Origin of the sequence: Sulfitobacter marinus (assembly GCF_900116285.1) — a bacterium.
GTDB classification, from domain to species: Bacteria; Pseudomonadota; Alphaproteobacteria; order Rhodobacterales; family Rhodobacteraceae; genus Sulfitobacter; species Sulfitobacter marinus.
Genome location: NZ_FPAJ01000003.1, coordinates 460,936 through 480,614 on the forward strand (window position 1 = coordinate 460,936; position 19,679 = coordinate 480,614).

21 protein-coding genes are annotated in these 19,679 nt (G+C 56.9%); 8 read left to right on the forward strand and 13 right to left on the reverse strand.

What is annotated here, in order from left to right; translation table 11 throughout:
• Positions 1 to 45: 45 nt before the first annotated feature.
• Positions 46 to 1,485, reverse strand: a complete 1,440-nt coding sequence (locus tag BM347_RS11110; RefSeq protein WP_093916529.1) for an aldehyde dehydrogenase family protein — start codon at positions 1,483 to 1,485, stop codon at positions 46 to 48.
• A 162-nt stretch (positions 1,486 to 1,647) separates the two neighbouring features.
• Here BM347_RS11110 and BM347_RS11115 point away from each other — a divergent pair, with 162 nt between their 5' ends.
• The gene (locus tag BM347_RS11115; RefSeq protein WP_093916530.1) at positions 1,648 to 2,301 is read left to right on the forward strand and encodes a peroxiredoxin; all 654 of its coding nucleotides are present in this window, start codon (positions 1,648 to 1,650) and stop codon (positions 2,299 to 2,301) included.
• Between the two features lie 30 nt (positions 2,302 to 2,331).
• On the opposite strand, the gene BM347_RS11120 is transcribed toward BM347_RS11115, so the two are convergent.
• From BM347_RS11120 to rbfA, 11 genes are all read right to left on the reverse strand, one after another.
• Positions 2,332 to 2,562, reverse strand: a complete 231-nt coding sequence (locus tag BM347_RS11120; protein WP_093916531.1) for a hypothetical protein — start codon at positions 2,560 to 2,562, stop codon at positions 2,332 to 2,334.
• 180 nt (positions 2,563 to 2,742) lie between these two features.
• The gene (locus tag BM347_RS11125; RefSeq protein ID WP_093916532.1) at positions 2,743 to 3,882 is read right to left on the reverse strand and encodes a rhamnan synthesis F family protein; all 1,140 of its coding nucleotides are present in this window, start codon (positions 3,880 to 3,882) and stop codon (positions 2,743 to 2,745) included.
• 13 nt (positions 3,883 to 3,895) lie between these two features.
• Positions 3,896 to 4,741: a glycosyltransferase family 2 protein gene (locus BM347_RS11130; protein ID WP_093916533.1), complete on the reverse strand. Its 846-nt coding sequence runs from the start codon at positions 4,739 to 4,741 to the stop codon at positions 3,896 to 3,898.
• Positions 4,742 to 4,852: 111 nt separating this feature from the next.
• Positions 4,853 to 6,985, reverse strand: coding sequence for a polyribonucleotide nucleotidyltransferase (gene pnp / locus BM347_RS11135; protein ID WP_093916534.1), 2,133 nt, complete (start codon positions 6,983 to 6,985; stop codon positions 4,853 to 4,855).
• A 249-nt stretch (positions 6,986 to 7,234) separates the two neighbouring features.
• On the reverse strand, positions 7,235 to 7,714 hold the full coding sequence (locus BM347_RS11140) for a GNAT family N-acetyltransferase (protein ID WP_093916535.1): 480 nt from the start codon (positions 7,712 to 7,714) through the stop codon (positions 7,235 to 7,237).
• 125 nt (positions 7,715 to 7,839) lie between these two features.
• Complete coding sequence (rpsO, locus tag BM347_RS11145; protein ID WP_093916536.1) at positions 7,840 to 8,109, reverse strand: 30S ribosomal protein S15; 270 nt, start codon at positions 8,107 to 8,109, stop codon at positions 7,840 to 7,842.
• Between the two features lie 202 nt (positions 8,110 to 8,311).
• A complete protein-coding gene (locus tag BM347_RS11150; RefSeq protein WP_093916537.1) occupies positions 8,312 to 9,265 on the reverse strand; it encodes a calcium-binding protein in 954 nt (317 codons plus the stop codon).
• Between the two features lie 109 nt (positions 9,266 to 9,374).
• Positions 9,375 to 9,884, reverse strand: coding sequence for a DUF1643 domain-containing protein (locus tag BM347_RS11155; RefSeq protein ID WP_093916538.1), 510 nt, complete (start codon positions 9,882 to 9,884; stop codon positions 9,375 to 9,377).
• A complete protein-coding gene (gene truB / locus BM347_RS11160) occupies positions 9,881 to 10,807 on the reverse strand; it encodes a tRNA pseudouridine(55) synthase TruB (protein ID WP_093916539.1) in 927 nt (308 codons plus the stop codon). Before truB ends, BM347_RS11155 begins: the two co-directional genes overlap by 4 nt.
• Before the next feature lie 122 nt (positions 10,808 to 10,929).
• Positions 10,930 to 11,670, reverse strand: coding sequence for a phosphodiester glycosidase family protein (locus tag BM347_RS11165; protein WP_093916540.1), 741 nt, complete (start codon positions 11,668 to 11,670; stop codon positions 10,930 to 10,932).
• Positions 11,667 to 12,101, reverse strand: a complete 435-nt coding sequence (rbfA, locus tag BM347_RS11170) for a 30S ribosome-binding factor RbfA (RefSeq protein WP_093916630.1) — start codon at positions 12,099 to 12,101, stop codon at positions 11,667 to 11,669. Before rbfA ends, BM347_RS11165 begins: the two co-directional genes overlap by 4 nt.
• A 79-nt stretch (positions 12,102 to 12,180) precedes the next feature.
• On the opposite strand from rbfA, the gene dapB reads away from it, so the two are divergent.
• Positions 12,181 to 12,996 (forward strand): 4-hydroxy-tetrahydrodipicolinate reductase, encoded by an 816-nt coding sequence (dapB, locus tag BM347_RS11175; RefSeq protein WP_093916631.1) that lies wholly within the window; start codon positions 12,181 to 12,183, stop codon positions 12,994 to 12,996.
• 83 nt (positions 12,997 to 13,079) lie between these two features.
• Positions 13,080 to 13,436 (forward strand): dihydrodipicolinate reductase, encoded by a 357-nt coding sequence (locus BM347_RS11180; RefSeq protein ID WP_093916541.1) that lies wholly within the window; start codon positions 13,080 to 13,082, stop codon positions 13,434 to 13,436.
• A gap of 47 nt (positions 13,437 to 13,483) precedes the next feature.
• On the opposite strand, the gene BM347_RS17690 is transcribed toward BM347_RS11180, so the two are convergent.
• Complete coding sequence (locus BM347_RS17690; RefSeq protein ID WP_245764254.1) at positions 13,484 to 13,654, reverse strand: DUF1674 domain-containing protein; 171 nt, start codon at positions 13,652 to 13,654, stop codon at positions 13,484 to 13,486.
• A 198-nt stretch (positions 13,655 to 13,852) separates the two neighbouring features.
• On the opposite strand from BM347_RS17690, the gene BM347_RS11190 reads away from it, so the two are divergent.
• From BM347_RS11190 to BM347_RS11210, 5 genes are all read left to right on the forward strand, one after another.
• The gene (locus tag BM347_RS11190; protein WP_093916633.1) at positions 13,853 to 15,124 is read left to right on the forward strand and encodes an RsmB/NOP family class I SAM-dependent RNA methyltransferase; all 1,272 of its coding nucleotides are present in this window, start codon (positions 13,853 to 13,855) and stop codon (positions 15,122 to 15,124) included.
• A 115-nt stretch (positions 15,125 to 15,239) separates the two neighbouring features.
• Positions 15,240 to 16,988: a heparinase II/III family protein gene (locus BM347_RS11195; RefSeq protein ID WP_093916542.1), complete on the forward strand. Its 1,749-nt coding sequence runs from the start codon at positions 15,240 to 15,242 to the stop codon at positions 16,986 to 16,988.
• A 16-nt stretch (positions 16,989 to 17,004) separates the two neighbouring features.
• Positions 17,005 to 18,591 carry a bifunctional phosphoribosylaminoimidazolecarboxamide formyltransferase/IMP cyclohydrolase gene (purH, locus tag BM347_RS11200; protein WP_093916543.1) on the forward strand — a complete coding sequence of 529 codons (1,587 nt, stop codon included), beginning with the start codon at positions 17,005 to 17,007 and terminating at the stop codon, positions 18,589 to 18,591.
• 28 nt (positions 18,592 to 18,619) lie between these two features.
• A complete protein-coding gene (gene lspA, locus BM347_RS11205; protein WP_093916544.1) occupies positions 18,620 to 19,117 on the forward strand; it encodes a signal peptidase II in 498 nt (165 codons plus the stop codon).
• 51 nt (positions 19,118 to 19,168) lie between these two features.
• Positions 19,169 to 19,672, forward strand: a complete 504-nt coding sequence (locus BM347_RS11210) for a DUF3035 domain-containing protein (protein WP_093916545.1) — start codon at positions 19,169 to 19,171, stop codon at positions 19,670 to 19,672.
• The last annotated feature ends 7 nt before the right edge of the window (positions 19,673 to 19,679 follow it).

A 19,679-nucleotide genomic window follows, 5' to 3' on the forward strand; every position in this document is an offset into this window, starting at 1 on the left:
AAAGGGGCCACCCGCTACAGGTGGCCCCCTAAAAAGGTACGCGTGTTACTCGGCAGCCCAGCCAGAGACCGCTTTGATTTCGGTGAAATCCTCGATCCCGTACATGCCGCCTTCGCGACCGTTGCCGGACTGTTTCATGCCGCCAAATGGCGACCCAGCAGCGCGGCTTTGGCCGTTCATTTCAACCATGCCGGACCGCAACTGGCGGGCCAAACGGTTGCGGCGTGCGCCGTCCTGGCTTTGGACATAGTTGGTCAGGCCATACACTGTGTCATTCGCGATCTGAACGGCTTGCTCTTCAGTGTCGAACTTCATGATCGATAGAACCGGGCCAAAGATTTCCTCGCGGGCGATGGTCATGTCGGGGGTCACATCAGCAAAGACTGTGGGTTTAACAAAGAAACCACGGTTCAGCCCATCAGGGCGACCGGTACCACCGGCGACTAAGCGTGCACCTTCGTCGATGCCTTTTTGGATCAGGTCCTGAATCTTGTTGAATTGAGTCTCGTTGACGACGGGCCCGATGTGGCGGCCTTCTTGGGAGGCAGGGCCGACGGTGACTTGTGCGGCCACTTTGCCCGCTTCTTCAACGGCTTTGTCATAGACATCGGACTGCACCAACATACGGCTAGGCGCGTTGCACGACTGGCCGGTGTTGTTCATCATGTGCAGAACGCCGCGTTTGACGGCTTTATCATCGGCATCGTTAAAGATCAGGTTCGCGCCTTTGCCGCCCAGCTCTAGGTGCACTTTCTTCAGTGTATCTGCAGCGGCTTTCGAAATCAGCGTGCCCGCGCGGGTGGAACCGGTAAAGCTGATCATGTCGACATCTTTGTGGCAGGACAGCTGGCTGCCCACGCCCACGCCGTCGCCGTTCACAAGGTTAAACACGCCTTTTGGGAAACCGGCCTCGTCCATCATTTCAGCAAAGATCATCGCGTCTAGCGGGCTTTCCTCGGACGGCTTTAGAACCATGGTGCAGCCCGCAACGACGGCGGCACCGACCTTGAGAGTGACCTGGTTCATTGGCCAGTTCCAAGGGGTGATCAGACCGGCAACGCCAACCGCTTCGCGGATGATGCGGTCGTTCGGGGCGTGGTCTCCAAGGGGCTGTTCAAACTTGAACTCTTTCGCGGCCTTGATGAAGTTGCTGAGGTGCCATGTGCCAGCACCGATTTGCGATGTGCGGGCCAGTTCCATCGGCGCGCCCATTTCGGTGCTGATCGCGGTTGCCATTTCTTCAGCGCGGGCTTGATATACCTCTAGCAGTTTTTCCAGCAACGCGATGCGATCTGCGGCGGGTGTCGCCATCCAGCCGGGCAGGGCGTCTTTGGCCGCGGCAACGGCTGCATCTGTGTCTGTTTGATCACCCAAGGAAATAACCGCACAGGGTTCTTCAGTAGAGGGGTCGATCACATGGTAATCATTTGGCTTTGCTGGGGAAACCCATTCGCCATTGATGTAGAATTCGCGTTTCTCTAACATTCGAGAGCTCCTTTTATGATCTTTAGGCTTGGGGTTGCCCTTGCCATTTGCGCACACCATGTCACCACAGTGTCGCACCTGCAAGTGAGGCCTTTCGCAGGTCTGAAAAAGACATATATACAATATGGAATATGAAATTTAACAACGACAGGAGACTTCAAAATGGCTTTGCGTATCAATGATACAATCCCGGATATGACTGTTGAAACCGATCAGGGAACGATCAATCTGCATGAATGGGTCGGCGACAGTTGGGCGATCCTTTTCTCGCACCCCAAAGACTTTACGCCTGTGTGCACGACCGAATTCGGTGCCGTGGCGCAACTGGCGGATGAATGGGCCAAGCGCGACACCAAGGTGATGGGTATTTCCGTGGATAGTGCCGAAGAGCACAAGAAATGGAAAAATGACATTGAAGGTTTCGCCAAAGCGACGGCGGGTTTTCCGATCATCGCTGACGAAGATTTGAAAGTGGCCAAGGCGTTCGACATGCTGCCGGCCGAAGCCTATATGCCCGATGGCCGCACGCCCAACGACAGCGCGACCGTACGCGCGGTGTTCATCGTCGGGCCGGACAAACAGCTAAAGCTGTCGATGACCTATCCAATGACCGTGGGCCGCAACTTTGCCGAAGTGCTGCGCGCCTTGGACGGTTTGCAAATGTCGACCGGCAAGGGTGTCGCGACGCCTGCCAACTGGAATGTGGGGGATGACGTCATTATTCCAACATCGGTGTCTGACGCGGATGCCAAGACCAAGTTTGGCGAATTCACAACCGTGCTGCCCTACCTGCGCACGACCAAAGCGCCCAGCTAAGGGCTATCAAAAATCGCATCGGTGTCGTTTTCAGGCACCGATGCGTTTGAAGGCAATGACCTGTCGCGTCGATAGTTCCACACGCGGATATAGATTTGGAGTCACGCAGGCCTCGGAGATGCGTTTCATAGCGGCGCGCGAAATGACATTGGGATGCAATTCGAGAACCAATGTGCGCAAACCCAAAGGGTCGCTGCCCCAGATCATGCGTGCTGCGGTCAGTAGTTCGAGACGCTCACAGTCGTATGCGAGAATCGGCATTCAGTTTGGCCCTGCATGTGGCCGGAGACAGGCACCGTCAGTCCGTGATATGCAACTGGCGTAACGGCCCTGATCTGGCGCGCACGGAATTTCTCAAGCGCATTGAGGGTTTTTGCTGCTAAACAAATGCACGTTGTACATTGTTGATATTTGCCCGGGCAGCAGTTGCGATGCGTCCGTCTATCCGTAAAGTTTTTGGGCTTCTTTTTTGACGTGGTCAATTTCCTGCATCGACAGCTTGTCCAGCAATCGGATGGATGCATCGGCTGCGTCGCGGCTGTAACGAAGAGAGGCTTTTTTCATAAATGGATATTCGCGATCTCGGATCAGGAAGTCCGCAACCGCATAGCTGGACCCCTGGATCGCGGTGGCCAACAACACAAACTTCTGCATTGTCCTGCGCCAATCGGGATCCGAGCGTGGAATACTCTCGACCTCTTTTTTCACTGCGAGGTATTCAACGTTGTCCAGAATGACGACATTAGCCACCAGTTCAGACAATCGGTCATCGTCAAGGTCATTAAGGTCGTTGGGCAGGTCGTTGGGGTTGTACATGCACCCGTGTGAAAATCCTTGGGCCAAAACCCATTTCGTGGTCCCGATCTCGCCTCTGCGCACGACCTGATTTTTCTTGTTTGCGAGCCGGAATTTTTTCCAAAACGTCAGGAATGCAGGGTTTTTTAGAATATTTTGCCCAAAGCTAAGCGCGAAGGACGTATAGTGGAATGCTTTTAGGTGCGGAGAGTATTGCCACTCAAATTCCCTGAAATTTCGTAGGTCCCCACGCTTTGTACCCAAGTGGGTCGATGCTCCCACAAAGTCGAAACCCATCTGTTCCGCCTCGCGTAGCCAGTTGCGTTTGCCAGGCAGGGGGTACCAAACCGAGTCGTTGACCAGAACAAGGCGGTGTAATTGTGAAAGGCGGTCCTTAACCGACAAAACGCCGTCCCGATAGGCCCCGAAATCATAGCCGTAGTTCGGACGTTCGATGTAATTCGCGCACAAGCGTAACACTTGCGCACGATCAGCATCAGGTAATGGCAGGTTGGAAACCACAACCGTCGAATAGCCGTTTTCGACAAGGTGGCGTAGTGTCACCAAGTGGCTCTCAAGTAGGCCACCCGATGGGTAAATTACGAACACCGCAATCCGGTCTGACCATGCTTTCTGGCCGTCCCATGAGTTTCGCTTTCTGGATAGAAATAGATCGTAATAGGGTGTCGACAGAAAAAAGTTGATGACAAATAGCGGGAACATCACCACGTCGCGGATCAGTCTAGTAATCTCCCGCTTCACCTTCCAAAATGGCGGTAACTTCATAACATACCCTTATTTACTGCGTCCCGATAGCATGCAGTGCTCCGGTCAGGAAACCAAAATTTTTGGCCCGTATACGCGTAGAAAACAGATTCAGCGGCGATAGCATTTGCAATGCGGCCCAACTAACGACCCGCGTGCGTGCGAAAGGGCGGTGGTGTTTGCGCATGGCGTAAACGGCAGATTGCGCCATATGACGTCCTTTGAAGGCCGCCGTGTCCGGTGTGCGGGCGGAGCTGTGGCCTTCGGCATGGTTCACGATAGCATCATGTGCATGCCTGATTGGTCCAAATTTCACATGCAGGCGCAGGCTCAGGTCGTCGTCTTCGTGATACAAAAAAATTTGTTCATCGAAGCCGCCCACGCCGTTGAAATTGCTGCGAGACACAAAAATGGCCGCGCCGTTCAAAAGCGGCACTTCGGCATCACTTTGTGGGGACGGGCCAGACCAATGCGCGGATTTCGGCAACAGGCGGGACCTGCGGCGAAAGGCAGGTCTGCCGCGTCCGTCCAGCACCCGTGGCGAGAACGCACAGGCATCAGGATGCGCGGTATAGGCGGCCAAAAGCGCCTCTAGGCAACCTTGTTGCAACGTGGCGTCGGGATTTAAGAATAACAGCAGCTCGCTCTCGCCCTCAAGCGCGCCAATGTTACACGCCGCGCCGAAGCCGCGATTGACAGTGTTGGTGATGACGGTCGCACCATGTGTTTGGGCGAGGGTATGAAGCGCCTGCGCATCCGTACTGGCATTGTCGACGATTACAACCCGTACACCCGACGGAACAGAAGCGAGCATATCGCCGATCACTTGCGTACTATTATAGGCAACCGTGACAATTTGAATATCGGCAAGCGTGGGCATTAAAAGCCTTGTCATTCAGAATGAAAATATAAAACCACAAGCAGTGGTTGGGAACAAGAAGGCCCCGACAATTGCTGTCGGGGCCTGTCCTGAAGAAAGCGAGAAAGCGGATTAGCCTTCAGCTTCTTCTTTTTTGATTTCTTCGCCAGTTTCCTGATCGACGACTTTCATCGACAAACGAACTTTGCCGCGGTCGTCAAAGCCCAAGAGTTTGACTTTGACTTCCTGACCTTCCTTCAGAACATCCGAAGGGTGGTTCAGGCGACGGTTTTCGATCTGGGATACGTGGACCAGACCGTCGCGCTTGCCAAAGAAGTTCACGAATGCACCGAAATCGACGATCTTGACGACAGTACCGGTGTAAACTGCACCTTCTTCAGGCTCGGCCACGATGGACCAGATCATGTCGTAGGCTTTCTTGATCGAGTCACCGTTCGGCGATGCGATTTTGATGATGCCTTCGTCGTTGATGTCGACCTTGGCACCGGACACTTCAACGATTTCGCGGATCACTTTACCACCGGAACCGATAACTTCACGGATCTTGTCGGTTGGGACCTGCATCGTTTCAATGCGTGGTGCGTGGACCGAGAATTCACCCGCGCCGGACAGTGCTTTGTTCATCTCACCAAGGATGTGAACGCGGCCAGCTTTGGCTTGGGCCAAGGCTTTTTCCATGATCTCTGGCGTGATGCCTGCGATCTTGATGTCCATTTGCAACGACGTGATACCTGCTTCGGTACCGGCCACTTTAAAGTCCATGTCGCCAAGGTGGTCTTCGTCACCCAAGATGTCGGACAGGATCGCATAGGAGCCGTCTTCTTCGAGGATCAGACCCATGGCCACACCAGCGACTGGTGCTTTCAAAGGCACGCCTGCGTCCATCATGGACAAGGAGCCACCACAAACCGACGCCATCGAGGACGAGCCGTTCGATTCAGTGATCTCGGACACAACGCGGATGGTGTAAGGGAAGTCGGTGGAGGCTGGCAGAACCGCCTGCAACGCACGCCAAGCCAGCTTGCCGTGACCGATTTCGCGACGGCCTGGGCCAGACACGCGACCAACTTCACCAACCGAGTAGGGGGGGAAGTTATAGTGCAGCAGGAAGTTGGATTTGAAGTTCCCGTGCAGCGCATCGATGAACTGTTCGTCGTCGCCGGTGCCCAATGTGGTCACAACCAGACCTTGGGTTTCGCCACGTGTGAACAGGGCCGAACCATGGGTCCGCGACAGGATACCTGTCTCGGACACGATGTCACGAATTTCGTCAGTCTTACGACCATCGATACGTGTGCCTGTCTTAACAACGTCACCACGCAGGATCGACGCTTCGAGGCCCTTCATCGCAGAACCCAGATTCGCATCTTCTTTTTGCTCGTCTGTCAGGGCTGCTTTGATCGTTTCACGGGCCGCGGCAACTGCAGTTGTGCGCTCTTGCTTGTCAGCAATTGCGAAGGCAGCGCGCATTTCTTTTTCACCAGCGGCTTTGACGGCAGCGGACAGGTCCGAATAGTCAACAGGCTGGAAATCAAACGGCTCTTTCGCGGTGTCTTCGGCCAGATCAATGATTAGGTCGATAACAGGCTGGATCTGCTCGTGGGCGAATTTAACCGCGCCGAGCATTTCTTCTTCCGACAGCTCGTAGGCTTCGGATTCAACCATCATCACGGCTTCTTTGGTGCCGGCAACAACCAGATCAAGACGTTGTTCCGGCTTCAGGCGCAGGTCCTGCATGTCGTCAACGGTTGGGTTCAGGATGTAATCGCCATCTTCATAACCTACGCGGCACGCGGCAATCGGGCCACGGAACGGCGCGCCGGAAATGGTCAGCGCAGCGGAAGCCGCGATCATCGCAACCATATCGGGGTCGTTCACCAGATCGTGCGACAGAACGGTACACATCACCAGAACTTCGTTTTTGAAGCCGGGAACGAACAGCGGACGGATCGGACGGTCGATCAAACGGGCTGTCAGTGTTTCTTTCTCGGTGGGGCGGGCCTCACGCTTGAAAAAGCCACCCGGTACTTTACCGGCGGCATAGTATTTCTCTTGGTAGTGGACGGTCAGCGGGAAAAAGTCCTGACCGGGCTTTTGCTGACGTGCAAAAGTGACGTTGGCCATAACGCTGGTTTCGCCAAGTGTCGCGATAACCGAGCCGTCTGCCTGACGTGCCACTTTGCCTGTTTCCAGTGTCAGCGTTTCTTCGCCCCACTGCATGGATTTTGTCGTTACATTAAACATCTACGTTTCCTGTTTCGGCCCGCGTTGGGCCATTTGCGTAGGGGGCATATTCCCCCTGACTCCGGTATCTTCTTTGTCGGGCGCTGGAGTCCGGGCGCCGGCTTTCAGATTGTGCGGCCATACAGGAGTTTGCATGCGATGGGAAGAGAAGCGTTGATTAGAGGGGTATATGGGCAGAAATGCCGCTTTTACCGCCTTACTGATCGGAAAATGGGACAGGTTCAGTGTCGCGCGCGAGTGTAGCAGCACCTATGCCAGTGGCTTGGACATTTTGTAATTTGTCAGCGTAACGCCGCGCTTTTCCACGGTCTGTGCACGGTCAACCGACCAGCCCATGCGTTCGAAAAACGGCCGCGCCTTTTCGCTGGCATGGGTGCTCAGGGCCTTCACGCGAAACTCTCGTGCGCGGGTTTCAACGGCCTCATATAGTTTGCGGCCGATGCCCTGCCCCATGGCATCGGGGCCGACAAAAGCCAGATCGATGTAGCCCTTTTCATCAATTGTCATGAACCCCGCCAATTGCCCGGCGGTTTCTGCCGCAAAACCCTGCACACCGACGAACCGGTTGCGCCAACCGTCTATGTCGGGGCTGGTACCCGCCCAGGCTTGGCGTTGTTCCGCAGAATACACATCTGCCGTTCCGCGGTGAATGGCGTCAAAAAACACCTGCACGGCTTGGGTGCTGTCTGTTGGCTTCAAAGGCCGGATGCTGACAATGTTCGGGGTCATTTTGGCTACTGCATAGGGTGGTGATGGGCAATGGAACGTGATTTTCCGTACGACCCCCACTAACGAAAAAACCGCTCCTTGTCTCCAAGGTGCGGTTCAATTCGTAATAGGAATGCAGCGCTGAGTTAGCGGCGCAGACCCAGACGTTTGATCAGGTCTTGATAACGTGCGTCATCTTTACCTTTAACGTAATCCAAAAGCTTCCGGCGTGTCGCAACCATTTTCAAAAGGCCACGGCGACCGTGGTTGTCTTTTTTGTGGGTTTTGAAGTGCTCGGTCAGCGTTGCAATGCGCGAGGACAGAATGGCAACCTGTACTTCGGGCGAACCTGTGTCGCCTTCTTTGGTGCCGAATTCTTTCATGACGCGTGCTTTTTCTTCTAGCGTAATCGACATCGGGGTCTCCTTTTCAAAAGGTTAAATTAATGGCGCAGGCCGGGATGTCGTCCAGCACAGGCCCATGGAGTATCCCCCACTGTTTTGAATCAGCGGGCGATGGGCGCGTATAGGAAAGTTTTTGATGCTTGGCAAAGACTTTATTGCGATGCCCCTTTCGAAGCAGGCCTAGATCCCGATTTGGGCCAGCGGGTCATACCAATCAGCTGGGGGCCAGCCCGGCTGCAATGGCCGAGCTTAGCGGGATAATTGAGACATCTGCCGCCGTCAGCACATCTGCGCTTTTCACGGAAGCCACGATCACCCCATTCATGCGTACCAATGCCTGATCCAGCTGATCGGGGTCAGGATCAACCGACACGTCGGGCTCATCATTGTAAGGGCTACGATCGTCCCAAACCAATAATAGACTGTCATCTTCGGACTCGAAATCCTCAATCGTCGGGGCATTCCCATCGGTTATCCAATCGCCGATGATGATGCTATCTGCACCGTCGCCGGCTGTCACAATATCATTTTGTCCCGAGATAATCGTGTCGTCACCCCCGCCGCCATTCAGAAAATCGCCTGTGTCCTCGTCAGTAATGCCGTCAACATCCGGGTCGTCCTCAACCCCGTTGATCAGATCATTCCCCCAGCCACCGAACAGGGCATCCACCCCTTGCCCGCCGGTTAATGTATCGTCGTCCAGACCACCAAGCAGGGTATCGTCACCGTCGTCGCCAAATAGCACGTCCCCACCCGCCGAGCCCGCTAGGGAATCGTTTCCTGCGCCGCCGCGCAGAACATCATCGCCGTTATGGCCTGTCAGAATGTCATCACCGATGCCGCCCTCGATTACATCGGCACCATCATTGCCGTGCAGATCGTCATTTCCCGCGCCGCCGCTCACGGTGTCATTGCCCGCGTCACCGCGTGCATAATCGTCACCGTCTTGACCTGCGATCTGATCGTCCCCGTCGTTTCCACCGATTTGGTCATCGCCAGCGTCGCCACTTAGCAGATCGGTCCCGCTCCCCCCTGAGAGTATCAGCCCGTTGGCGGCATTCGCGTCCTCGGGTAGGGACTCTTCGCTTTCCTCGTCATCTGGACTGAGATCAACAAAGGCCGCGGCACCAACTGCCGCCAAACCCATCAAACCCGCTAATAGCAACATTACAGAATTCCAACTTTACTGACCCGCGCAAGACGCATTGCACCAAGCTGAAAATCCCAAATTCATGACCTCAGGTCAAAACCAGAATGACTTTACGGTTAACCCCGCCCTAATCCAGCCAGGCAACCGGTTGCTGTGCATAGGAAATATATAAAGGGTGTTTCGGGTGTCCGTCTTTGGACAGGCCCAAATGGTACATCGGTATGCGCTGATTTTGTAGCAATGCCTTAACCGCCGGGCCCCGGCCCTGATGTGCGCCATGGGTGCCCCAGGCGGCAATCACCGTATCCGCCCAAGCCGCAGCTTTCAGCAATATCGCATCATTCTCGGTCCCCACCGGGTCTTTGGCTTTGCGCATCAAGTTCGGGCTGGTTTCGCGCCACGCAAAAATATTGGTCACCTGAAACCCGCCAAAACCCAACGCGCGTGCACGGCGCTCGCACCGCTCCACGGTGGGGTCATTCGCTTCCTCGGTGGCCTTGGACGGGTTCAGCATCACGAACAACACCTTGGTCCCTGCGGGATCCCAAACCCGGCTTAGGCTGTAGCGGTATTTTTCACAGTCCGAATAGACCGCGACCGATGGCGCGTCGCCTTTTGTGTGGCGGCGGGTAATCACGGCTCTTGGGGTTGTTGGGGTTGGTTGAACACACGCGATGGATGCAACTCGCCCGCTTTGAAGCGGCCAACAGCCACCGCGCGTCCCTCAAAGGACGCCCAAACCTCGTCGCCATATTCCACGTCATGGGCGATCACCATGCCGGGGTTGCCGTTGCGCAGCCGCACCGCACCTTCCGGCGTTGCTTTTACCTCGGGCAAATCTTGCAGCCCCTTTTCCAAAGGCAAAAGATGCGCATCCAATGCATCCGTGCGGGCCATTTCTTCGATTTGGTCCATTGTCAGGCCATCACTGGCATCGAAGGGTCCCGACCAAATGCGGCGCAGTTCGCGGACATGGCCCAGACATCCCAATGCCTGCCCCAAATCACGCGCGATCGACCGGACATAGCCGCCTTTGCCGCAGATCATTTCCAACGTGACATGATCGGCGTCGGGGCGGTCAATCAGCAAAAGGCTCTCCACCCATAAGGGCCGCGCCGCCAGCTCCATTGCCTCGCCCTCACGGGCAAGCTTATAGGCGCGTTGCCCGTCGACCTTTACGGCTGAAAACTGCGGCGGGACCTGTTCAATATCACCTATGAATGCCGCTAGTGCCGCCTTGATCGCTTCGTCATCGGGGCGCAGGTCGCTGGTGTCCAACACTTCACCCTCCGCGTCATCGGTATTGGTCGACACGCCCAGACGAACGGTGAATTCGTATGCTTTCAACGCGTCCGTGATGAAGGGAACGGTTTTCGTCGCCTCCCCCACGGCAACAGCCAACACGCCTGTGGCATCGGGGTCCAACGTGCCGGCATGCCCGGCCTTGTTGGCATTCAGCGCCCAGCGGACCTTGTTCACCACAGTGGTCGATGTTGGCCCGGCGGGCTTATCCACCACCAGCCAACCTGAAATATCCCGTCCCTTGCGTCTGCGCGCCATGTTTTCAACCCTATCTGATTTGGCTGCGTCCTATCAAAGCGCAGTTGGCTTTGCCCAGACCGACTTAGTTCCAAATGGAAAAAAATCCTCGCCGAAGGCATAAAAGTTCTTGTTTTGCGACCCTATTGGTCGACCACAACGCCGATAATCGGCCCCAACGGGCTAAACCCGATATCGCTGCGCCCCAGTTCGGGTGCACGCATCCGCGAGATATTACCGTCAAAATACAGCGCGTTGGATAGTTTTAGCCGATCGCGGAAGTACACGCCGAAATCATAAAAGTTCACCACCCCGTTCGAGATCACGAAATACGCCGTTTTGCCGTCCGTGCTGGTCCCGACACCATTGCGCACATAGCGCGAGGTGCTGTCTTTCAGAAACTTTGGATGTAGCTTGCCGTCGATTACCAGCATGGGGCCGGATTGTGTGGCGCTTGTGCATTCGGGGGCTTGGTGGATGAAACGTTTGGTCTCAAACACATCGGCGCGGCCCGCACGCAGGCATAGAACCCCATTGGGAACCAGGCCGAAATTGCCTGGCCCGGCGCTGCTGATCACCCGTTGCACTTGCTTGCCGTTCTCAAGGTAATAGCCAACCGGCGCGCGATTGTCGTGATACATGCCCGCATTCATCGCAAAGCCCAGACGTTTGCCCTGTTCTTTCAGCGCTTTGTCCAAGCTGCTGAAATACCCATAGGGGTTGCCGTCGGCGGCATAGAGAAACAACCCCAGCGTATCACGGGTCAGATCGACCTCGCAGACACTATACCTGTTGTTCTCGTAAATCTCATTGCTGCATGTTTCAGCGCCAGCTTGGCATGCCGTCCAGCCCAGCAATACAGCAATGGCCAGCAGCCGTTTCATGACGCGTCGGGGATCGTGTCGTTTGGGTCCGTATCGGGTGCTTCAGCATCGCGGCGAACCACGTCTTGCGCCAGCATCCGCCGGGTGTCGTCCATCCGGTCAAATGTCTCGTCCAGTTGAAAGCGCAGATCGGGCGCAAATTTCAGCACCAGTTTCTTTGATAGCAACCGCCGCAGTTCGCCTTTGTTGCGGGCCAACAGCTTTAGAACATCTTCGCGTCCTTCGCCGCCCAATGGCAAAACGAATGCCGTCGCAACCTTTAGGTCGGACGAGGCGCGGACCTCGCCTACCGTGATTGACAACCGGTTGAGTTCTGGGTCGTGGACATCGCCGCGCGCCAATACATCGGACAAAGCGCGGCGAATGGTTTCGCCGACGCGGAGTTGCCGTTGAGTGGGGCCGGAGCCCTCATGTGTTCTGTTCTTTGCCATATGCTTCATCTAAGGGGTCGCTGAGGTTTTGCCAAGCAGGTCGCCACGCGCTAAACCAAGCATGAAAAAGGAGCACAGCATGAGCAATACACCAGGCATCGCGATTACAGGCGCTTCGGGCCGAATGGGCCAGATGTTGATTGGGCAGGTTTTTGCCAATGACCGTGTGCGTTTGGTGGGCGCGGTGGAACGTACGGGGCACCCATGGGTGGGCCAGGACGTTGGCGTGGCCATGGGCGGTGCTGCCTTGGGTGTGATCGTGACGGATGATGCGCACGCCGCGATTGCGCCTGCGCAGGCGGTCATCGACTTTACTGCGCCCGAGGCGACGCTGGGATTTGCCGCGATTGCGGCGCAAGCGGGTACGGTTCATGTGATCGGCACGACGGGTATGACCGACGCCCAGATCGCCCAGCTTGAACCGGCATCGCATCAGGCGGTCATTGTGCGCGCTGGTAACATGAGCCTTGGCGTCAACTTGCTGACGCAGCTCACGAAACGTGTCGCCGCCGCGCTGGACGAGGATTTCGATATCGAGATCATCGAGGCGCATCATAACCAGAAAGTGGATGCACCCTCCGGCACGGCCCTGATGTTGGGCGAAGCGGCGGCCGAAGGGCGTGGCGTTGCATTGGCAGATGTCTCGGATCGCGGTCGCGACGGCATTACGGGCGCGCGCAAACGGGGCGATATCGGATTTACAGCGATTCGCGGTGGCGACATCGTCGGCGAACATGACGTGCTATTTGCTGCGGCAGGTGAACGGATCACATTGCGGCATGTCGCATCGGATCGCGCGGTATTTGCGCGCGGCGCGATCAAAGCCGCACTTTGGGGGCAGGGCAAAACACCCGGTCAATATGACATGCTGGATGTCTTGGGACTGAACGACTGACGCCTGCGGCTTTACTTAGGGCGCGGCAAAACTAGCTTAATGTTTCGAAGGTATCTCTCAAAGAAACCGTTTCGGAGCTTAGAATGAAAAACGTTCGCATTATCGCCTGTATTGCCATGACTGTGCTTGCCACATCGGCGCAGGCGGAGTTTCAACGGGTTGAAAGCGAGGCCGAATTCGTGTCCGCAGTGAACGGGAAAACCCTGAACCGGATGTTGGTCGAATTAAACGTGACGCCCGCAGGCGCTATCAGCGGCACCGGCGCGGTTTGGGACGTTTCAGGAAATTGGACATGGAAAGATGGCTATTTTTGCCGTCGTCTTATCTGGGGTGGCGATGACTTGGGCTATAATTGTCAGGAAGTGGCATTAAAGGGCAGTAAAATCCGCTTTACCTCTAACAAAGGGGCGGGTGAGTCGGCCGAATTCACACTGCGCTGACGTAGCCGGTCTGTCGCCAAAATCTGCTCGCCGTCCACAGCCGCTGATCAGAAATCGACAGCGATTCCCTTTTTCTCCCAATCGCCATAGCGTACGGGCTCTGGCCCGTCTCTACCGCCCAATTCGGGTGGCAGTTCCATCTCTTGCGCTTTTTTGCGGCGCTCTGCCGCCTCGGCCAATGCGCGCTGCGCGGCGGCGGGCAGGTCTTGGGTTACCATCGGATTTGGCCCCGGCGTCGGCTGCGGCGGCAAATCGGGGCCGGGTTCCGGCATGGGCTGGGGATCATGGGGCGGGCGTGGCATCGGTTTTTGGCCAGCTTTGGTCATCATCTCATCCTCTTGAGGCTACGGCCCCCTTGATATACGCCGTACATGCGCTCAGACAACCCGGGCGGTCCAAGCAAAAAGGCGTTTCGCATGTCAGATACCGGCGTTCAGGCCCGCAGAAGTGCGGTTTATCTTCTTGATATGATTTTAGGAGAAGAAAGCCTGATGTCCGAACTGCTCGCTGCGGGGGCCTTGGACAAGCTGCCCCCCGATGATCGTGCCCGTGCACAACGGCTTGCATTGGATACTTTGCGCGGGATGGAGCGTGCGGATCGGTTGTTGCAAAAACATCTGTCGAAATACCCGCCGCTGACCGTGCGCAATGCGCTGCGTGTCGGGACGGTAGAGCTATGCCAAGGCGGTGCGGCCCATGGCGTTGTGAACGCAATGGTCGAACTGGTCGCCAGTCACAAAAAGCTGGGCCACCTCAAGGGGCTGACCAACGCTGTTCTGCGCAAGATCGCAACCGAAGGACCCGAAGCGTGGGTGGCATTGCGCTCCCCCCGTTTACCCAAATGGCTGCGCGGCCCATTAACCGAAGCGTGGGGACCCGAGGCGATGGCTGGCATCGAAGCTGCCCATTTCGCAGGTGCGCCACTTGATCTGACGGCCAAGAAAGACCCGGCAGCCTTGGCCGAAGCTGTGGGCGGCGTGGTGTTGCCCACCGGATCGGTCCGCGTAAAGGAGGCGGGCCAAGTGACCGCGATGCCCGGATTTGCCGAGGGCGACTGGTGGGTTCAAGACGCCGCTGCGGCCTTGCCCGTGAAAATACTCGCCCCGCAAAAAGGCGAGGCCGTGCTGGATCTATGCGCGGCACCCGGCGGCAAAACGATGCAATTGGCGGCCGCAGGGGCGCAGGTTACGGCCGTTGACAGCTCAAAACCACGGATGCAGCGTGTGCGTGAAAACCTTGCCCGTGTGCATCTGCCCGCCAAGGTCGTCGTCGTTGATGCGCGCCGGTTTGAGGGGCAGTTTGATGCGATCTTGCTTGATGCGCCGTGTTCCGCAACCGGAACAATTCGCCGCCATCCGGACCTGCCCCATGCCAAAGACGGTTCCGAATTTGCGGAGCTGATCGAGCTGCAATCCGAGATGATCGACCATGCATGGTCGTTGCTTAACCCTGGCGGGCGTTTGGTGTTTTGTACCTGTTCGCTATTGCCGGACGAGGGTGAAGTTCAAGTGGACGAGGCGCTTGAGCGGCATCCTGATATGTCGGTTGATCGCAGTGCGGTGCAGGTGGACGGCGTCGATCCTGCTTGGATAAGCTCCGAGGGGGGGTTACGGTTGCGGCCTGATTATTGGGCGGATCGTGGCGGTATGGACGGCTTTTATATTGCGTGTTTGCGCAAAGCGGGCTGATGGTTTTGCCTGAAAAGGCTGGGCTGCAAAAACTGTCGGTCAAAATGCGGTGACTTGGGGGAAATCTGCGCGTATGGTTTCTCAAACGCCACCAGAGCGTACAGGGACAGCAGTAATGATGAGTACCAGTTTTCACGCGCGAAAGACGCGTTTTTTGAATCGGTGGCACGCGCGTTCAGCGGCCAAGATGAACGTTCAGGCGAAGGGATTCGTATCCTCGCCCGAGCCGCGCACGATTGGCTCTTTTGCCCGTGGCAGACAGCTTATTGCTGGCAATCTGCTATTTTCGGGCACGTTGATCCAAGCGCCCAATGCTGCGTCGTTATGGGACGTGGCCATCCCGGATCACGATTTTGCCGAAGATATGCATGGGTTCGCGTGGTTGGATGATCTGGCCGCTGTCGGTGATCAAAAAGCCCGCGAAACGGCGCAAAGATGGCTTTGGGGCTGGATCGATCAGTTCGGCGAAGGGCGCGGTATTGGCTGGACGCCCGATCTGACTGGGCGGCGATTGATCCGCTGGATCAACCACGCCTTGTTTGTGCTGCGTGGCACGGAACAGGATCAAAGCGATGCTTTTTACCGGTCGTTGGCCAGACAGACCTATTTTCTGTCGCGCCGTTGGCAGGCTACGGCCCCCGGATTGCCCCGTTTTGAGGCGTTAACCGGGTTGATTTACGCGGCTCTTTCATTGGAGGGGCTGGAAAACCTTGCCGACCCGGCGATCAAAGCCTTGGCGCGGGAATGCGATGCGAGGATCGATGAACAGGGCGGATTACCCACGCGCAACCCCGAAGAACTGTTGCAGGTATTTATGTTGCTCAGCTGGGCTGCAGCGGCGCTAAGTGATGCAGGGCGCGGCACGCCCAAGGCGCATATGGCCGCGATCGAACGTATCGCGCCAACCTTGCGGACCCTGCGCCATTCGGACGGCAGTCTGGCACGGTTTCACGGCGGCGGACGCGGGGCCGAGGGGTGGCTGGATCACGCGTTATCGACAGCCAAGATCAAAACGCGGCAGCCCGACGGACTGTCGATGGGGTATGCGCGGCTTTCTGCGGGCCGCACCAGTGTCATCATTGATGCAAGCATACCGCCCAGCGGTGCGGAATCGATGAACGCCCATGCCTCTGCCCTCGCGTTTGAGCTGACATCGGGGCGCAGGCCCTTGATCGTGAACTGCGGGTCGGGCGCATCCTTTGGCGCTGAATGGCGCAGGGCGGGGCGCGCGACGCCGTCGCATTCCACATTGTCGCTGGGAGGGTATTCCAGCGCACGATTGGCGGACCCGGATCGCCACACGGGCCACGAGGCGCTGATTGAAGCGCCGACATATGTCCCAGTCGAGATTGAGACCGTCGGTGACGGCACCAAATTTCAGGGCGGCCACAATGGCTATGTCCCGGCGTTTGGATTAACCCACGCCCGTACCATTGAGCTGACCCATGATGGCCGCGCCGTTGCTGGCGAAGACATGCTGCTGGCCATGGACGATCCCGAAAAGCGTCGGTTTGATCGTGAAATGGACGCGGTAAAACTGAAAGGCATCCCGTTCGAGATTCGTTTTCATTTGCATCCGGATGTTGATGCCACGCTTGATCTGGGCGGTGCCGCAATTTCGATGGCGCAGAAAAGCGGAGAGATTTGGGTATTCCGCCATGACGGCACCTATAAACTGTCTTTGGAACCAAGCGTTTACCTTGAACGCAATCGCCTGCGCCCCCGCGCATCATTGCAAATTGTGCTTGCCGGGCACGCGACAACATATGCAACGCGGGTCAGGTGGTCCTTGTCCAAAGCGCAGGAAACTGCGATTGGCGTGCGAGATCTGTCGTTAGACGATCCGTATGATGACCAAGACTGACCCAAGGAACCCCATTATGCCCGATCTGCACCCCGTATCCCGCGCGCTTCTTTCTGTTTCTGACAAGACCGGATTGGTCGAACTGGGGCAGGCGTTGGTGTCCCACGGGGTCGAACTGCTTAGCACCGGCGGGACCGCCAAAGCATTGCGCGATGCAGGGTTGGCCGTCAAAGACGTGTCCGAGGTTACAGGCTTTCCTGAAATGATGGATGGCCGCGTCAAGACGCTGCACCCGGTGGTACACGGTGGATTGCTGGCCTTGCGCGATAATGACGAACATGTCGCGGCGATGGATCAGCACGGGATCGGCGCAATCGATTTGGTCGTGGTCAATCTGTACCCGTTCGAAGAAACAGTCGCCAAAGGGGCCGAATACGACGAGGTGATCGAGAACATCGATATCGGTGGCCCTGCGATGATCCGCTCTGCCGCGAAAAACCATGGCTTTGTGAATGTGATCGTCGATGTCGAAGATTACGATGTGGTGATCAAGGAGTTGGGCGAAAACAACGGTCAGACATCTTACGCCCTGCGTCAGCGTTTGGCACAAACAGCCTATGCCCGCACGGCGGCCTATGACACCGCCGTTAGCACATGGATGGCAGCACAGGTGGATGGCACGCCCCGGCGTCGCACGGTGGGTGGCACATTGGCGCAGACCTTGCGCTATGGCGAAAACCCGCATCAGTTGGCGGCGTTCTACACCGATGGATCGAACCGCCCCGGCGTTGCCACAGCAACACAGCATCAGGGCAAAGAACTGTCCTATAACAACATCAACGACACCGACGCGGCTTACGAGCTGGTCAGCGAATTTGATCCGGCCCAAGGGCCGGCCTGTGCGATCATCAAGCACGCGAACCCTTGCGGTGTGGCACGCGGTACGTCGATGGTGGATGCCTATTCGCGTGCATTCGATTGCGACCGGACATCGGCCTTTGGTGGTATTATCGCATTGAACCAGACGCTTGATGGTGAAACCGCCGAAGCGATCAGCGAAATATTTACCGAAGTGGTGATCGCCCCTGGCGCGACTGACGATGCCAAAGCGATCTTTGCCAAGAAAAAGAACCTGCGCCTGCTGACCACCAATGGTCTGGCGGACCCTTCGGTGGCTGCGCTGGCGTTTCGCCAAGTGTCGGGCGGCTATCTGGTGCAGGACAAGGACGTTGGCCGGATCGCCATGGATGATCTGAAAATCGTGACCAAGCGCCAACCATCGGATCAGGAACTGGCGGATATGATGTTTGCCTGGACGGTTGCCAAACACGTGAAATCCAACGCGATCATCTATGTCAAGGACGGCGCAACCGTGGGTGTGGGTGCCGGCCAGATGAGCCGCGTCGACAGCACGCGCATCGCGGCCCGCAAGGCCCAAGATATGGCCGAAGTCATGGGCTTGCCCGCGCCATTGACGCAAGGGTCGGTTGTGGCATCTGATGCGTTCTTCCCCTTTGCGGACGGTTTGATCACCGCGGCCGAAGCAGGCGCGACTGCGCTTATTCAGCCGGGCGGATCCATGCGCGACGACGAAGTGATTGCAGCGGCGGATGAGGCTGGGCTGGCTATGGTCTTTACCGGCATGCGCCATTTCCGGCACTAACGGTCAAAGCACAGCAAAAAGGGTCGGTATGCGTATCATTTTCTGGGCGGGTTTTGCCGCCTTCATTCTGGATCAGCTTAGTAAATACATCGTGATCCACATGATGGAGCTAAGCCGCATCCGTGTGATTGATGTGCTGCCGCCCCTGATCAATTTCCGCTATGGCGAGAACCGCGGTATCAATTTCGGTCTGTTTGGCGATGGGTCCGACGCAAGCCGGTGGATATTGATCGCGCTGGCCTGCGCGATATGTGTCGGTATTCTGGTTTGGGCCTACCGCCATACCTTGGGCTATTGGGCCAAGGTCAGCGCGGGCTTGCTGATTGGTGGTGCATTGGCAAATGTCGTTGATCGGCTGCTCTATGGCTATGTCCTCGATTTCCTGAATATGTCCTGCTGCGGGATCAACAACCCTTTCGTGTTCAACATCGCGGATGTGTTTATCTTTGCAGGCGCGATCGGGTTGATTTTCTTGACCCCAGATCCCAGGGTTTCGCCTCGTAAGTCCGCCAAAAAAGGCCAGTGACAATAGCCATCTGCCTGCGTTAGGTATGTGCAGACCTCAAGGAGATCCGTCATGCGCATTGTCGCCGCTCTTGTTTTGATATCGCTCGCGCTTGCGGGCTGTGCCAACGATGGCCTGCGCGACATTCGTGGATCGGCAATGGGCCCTGACGAATTCCTGGTTCAGCCTGTGAAACCCTTGGCTGAACCCGCCAATTACACGGATTTACCACCGCCCACACCCGGTCAGGCCAATCTGACAGACCGCAGTGCGATTTCCGAAGGTATCGTAGCCTTTGGAGGTCGCCCCGAGGCCACAGCGGGCGGCATTCCGGCCAGTGATGGCGCGTTGGTTCAGCAGGCCAGCCGCTTTGGCGTCGCCCCTTCAATCCGCCAGGAACTGGCCGAAGAGGACGCGGCATTCCGCAAACGCAGAGGGCGGTTCACGCAGTTCAAAATCGTCTCGACGGATCGCTACAATCAAGTGTACCGCCGTCAATCTCTAGATGCTGAAACCGAGGCCGCGCGCTGGCGCCGGGCTGGCGCACGCACGCCTTCTGCCCCTCCGGCCGAGTAATCGTTTC

Excerpts from the sequence above, each read along its gene's own strand:
- BM347_RS11110 (WP_093916529.1), bottom strand. The coding sequence starts at position 1,485 with ATGTTAGAGAAACGCGAATTCTACATCAATGGCGAATGGGTTTCCCCA.
- BM347_RS11115 (WP_093916530.1), top strand. The coding sequence starts at position 1,648 with ATGGCTTTGCGTATCAATGATACAATCCCGGATATGACTGTTGAAACC.
- BM347_RS11120 (WP_093916531.1), bottom strand. The coding sequence starts at position 2,562 with ATGCCGATTCTCGCATACGACTGTGAGCGTCTCGAACTACTGACCGCA.
- BM347_RS11125 (WP_093916532.1), bottom strand. The coding sequence starts at position 3,882 with ATGAAGTTACCGCCATTTTGGAAGGTGAAGCGGGAGATTACTAGACTG.
- BM347_RS11130 (WP_093916533.1), bottom strand. The coding sequence starts at position 4,741 with ATGCCCACGCTTGCCGATATTCAAATTGTCACGGTTGCCTATAATAGT.
- pnp (WP_093916534.1), bottom strand. The coding sequence starts at position 6,985 with ATGTTTAATGTAACGACAAAATCCATGCAGTGGGGCGAAGAAACGCTG.
- BM347_RS11140 (WP_093916535.1), bottom strand. The coding sequence starts at position 7,714 with ATGACCCCGAACATTGTCAGCATCCGGCCTTTGAAGCCAACAGACAGC.
- rpsO (WP_093916536.1), bottom strand. The coding sequence starts at position 8,109 with ATGTCGATTACGCTAGAAGAAAAAGCACGCGTCATGAAAGAATTCGGC.
- BM347_RS11150 (WP_093916537.1), bottom strand. The coding sequence starts at position 9,265 with ATGTTGCTATTAGCGGGTTTGATGGGTTTGGCGGCAGTTGGTGCCGCG.
- truB (WP_093916539.1), bottom strand. The coding sequence starts at position 10,807 with ATGGCGCGCAGACGCAAGGGACGGGATATTTCAGGTTGGCTGGTGGTG.
- BM347_RS11165 (WP_093916540.1), bottom strand. The coding sequence starts at position 11,670 with ATGAAACGGCTGCTGGCCATTGCTGTATTGCTGGGCTGGACGGCATGC.
- rbfA (WP_093916630.1), bottom strand. The coding sequence starts at position 12,101 with ATGGCAAAGAACAGAACACATGAGGGCTCCGGCCCCACTCAACGGCAA.
- dapB (WP_093916631.1), top strand. The coding sequence starts at position 12,181 with ATGAGCAATACACCAGGCATCGCGATTACAGGCGCTTCGGGCCGAATG.
- BM347_RS11180 (WP_093916541.1), top strand. The coding sequence starts at position 13,080 with ATGAAAAACGTTCGCATTATCGCCTGTATTGCCATGACTGTGCTTGCC.
- BM347_RS17690 (WP_245764254.1), bottom strand. The coding sequence starts at position 13,654 with ATGGTAACCCAAGACCTGCCCGCCGCCGCGCAGCGCGCATTGGCCGAG.
- BM347_RS11190 (WP_093916633.1), top strand. The coding sequence starts at position 13,853 with ATGTCAGATACCGGCGTTCAGGCCCGCAGAAGTGCGGTTTATCTTCTT.
- BM347_RS11195 (WP_093916542.1), top strand. The coding sequence starts at position 15,240 with ATGATGAGTACCAGTTTTCACGCGCGAAAGACGCGTTTTTTGAATCGG.
- purH (WP_093916543.1), top strand. The coding sequence starts at position 17,005 with ATGCCCGATCTGCACCCCGTATCCCGCGCGCTTCTTTCTGTTTCTGAC.
- lspA (WP_093916544.1), top strand. The coding sequence starts at position 18,620 with ATGCGTATCATTTTCTGGGCGGGTTTTGCCGCCTTCATTCTGGATCAG.
- BM347_RS11210 (WP_093916545.1), top strand. The coding sequence starts at position 19,169 with ATGCGCATTGTCGCCGCTCTTGTTTTGATATCGCTCGCGCTTGCGGGC.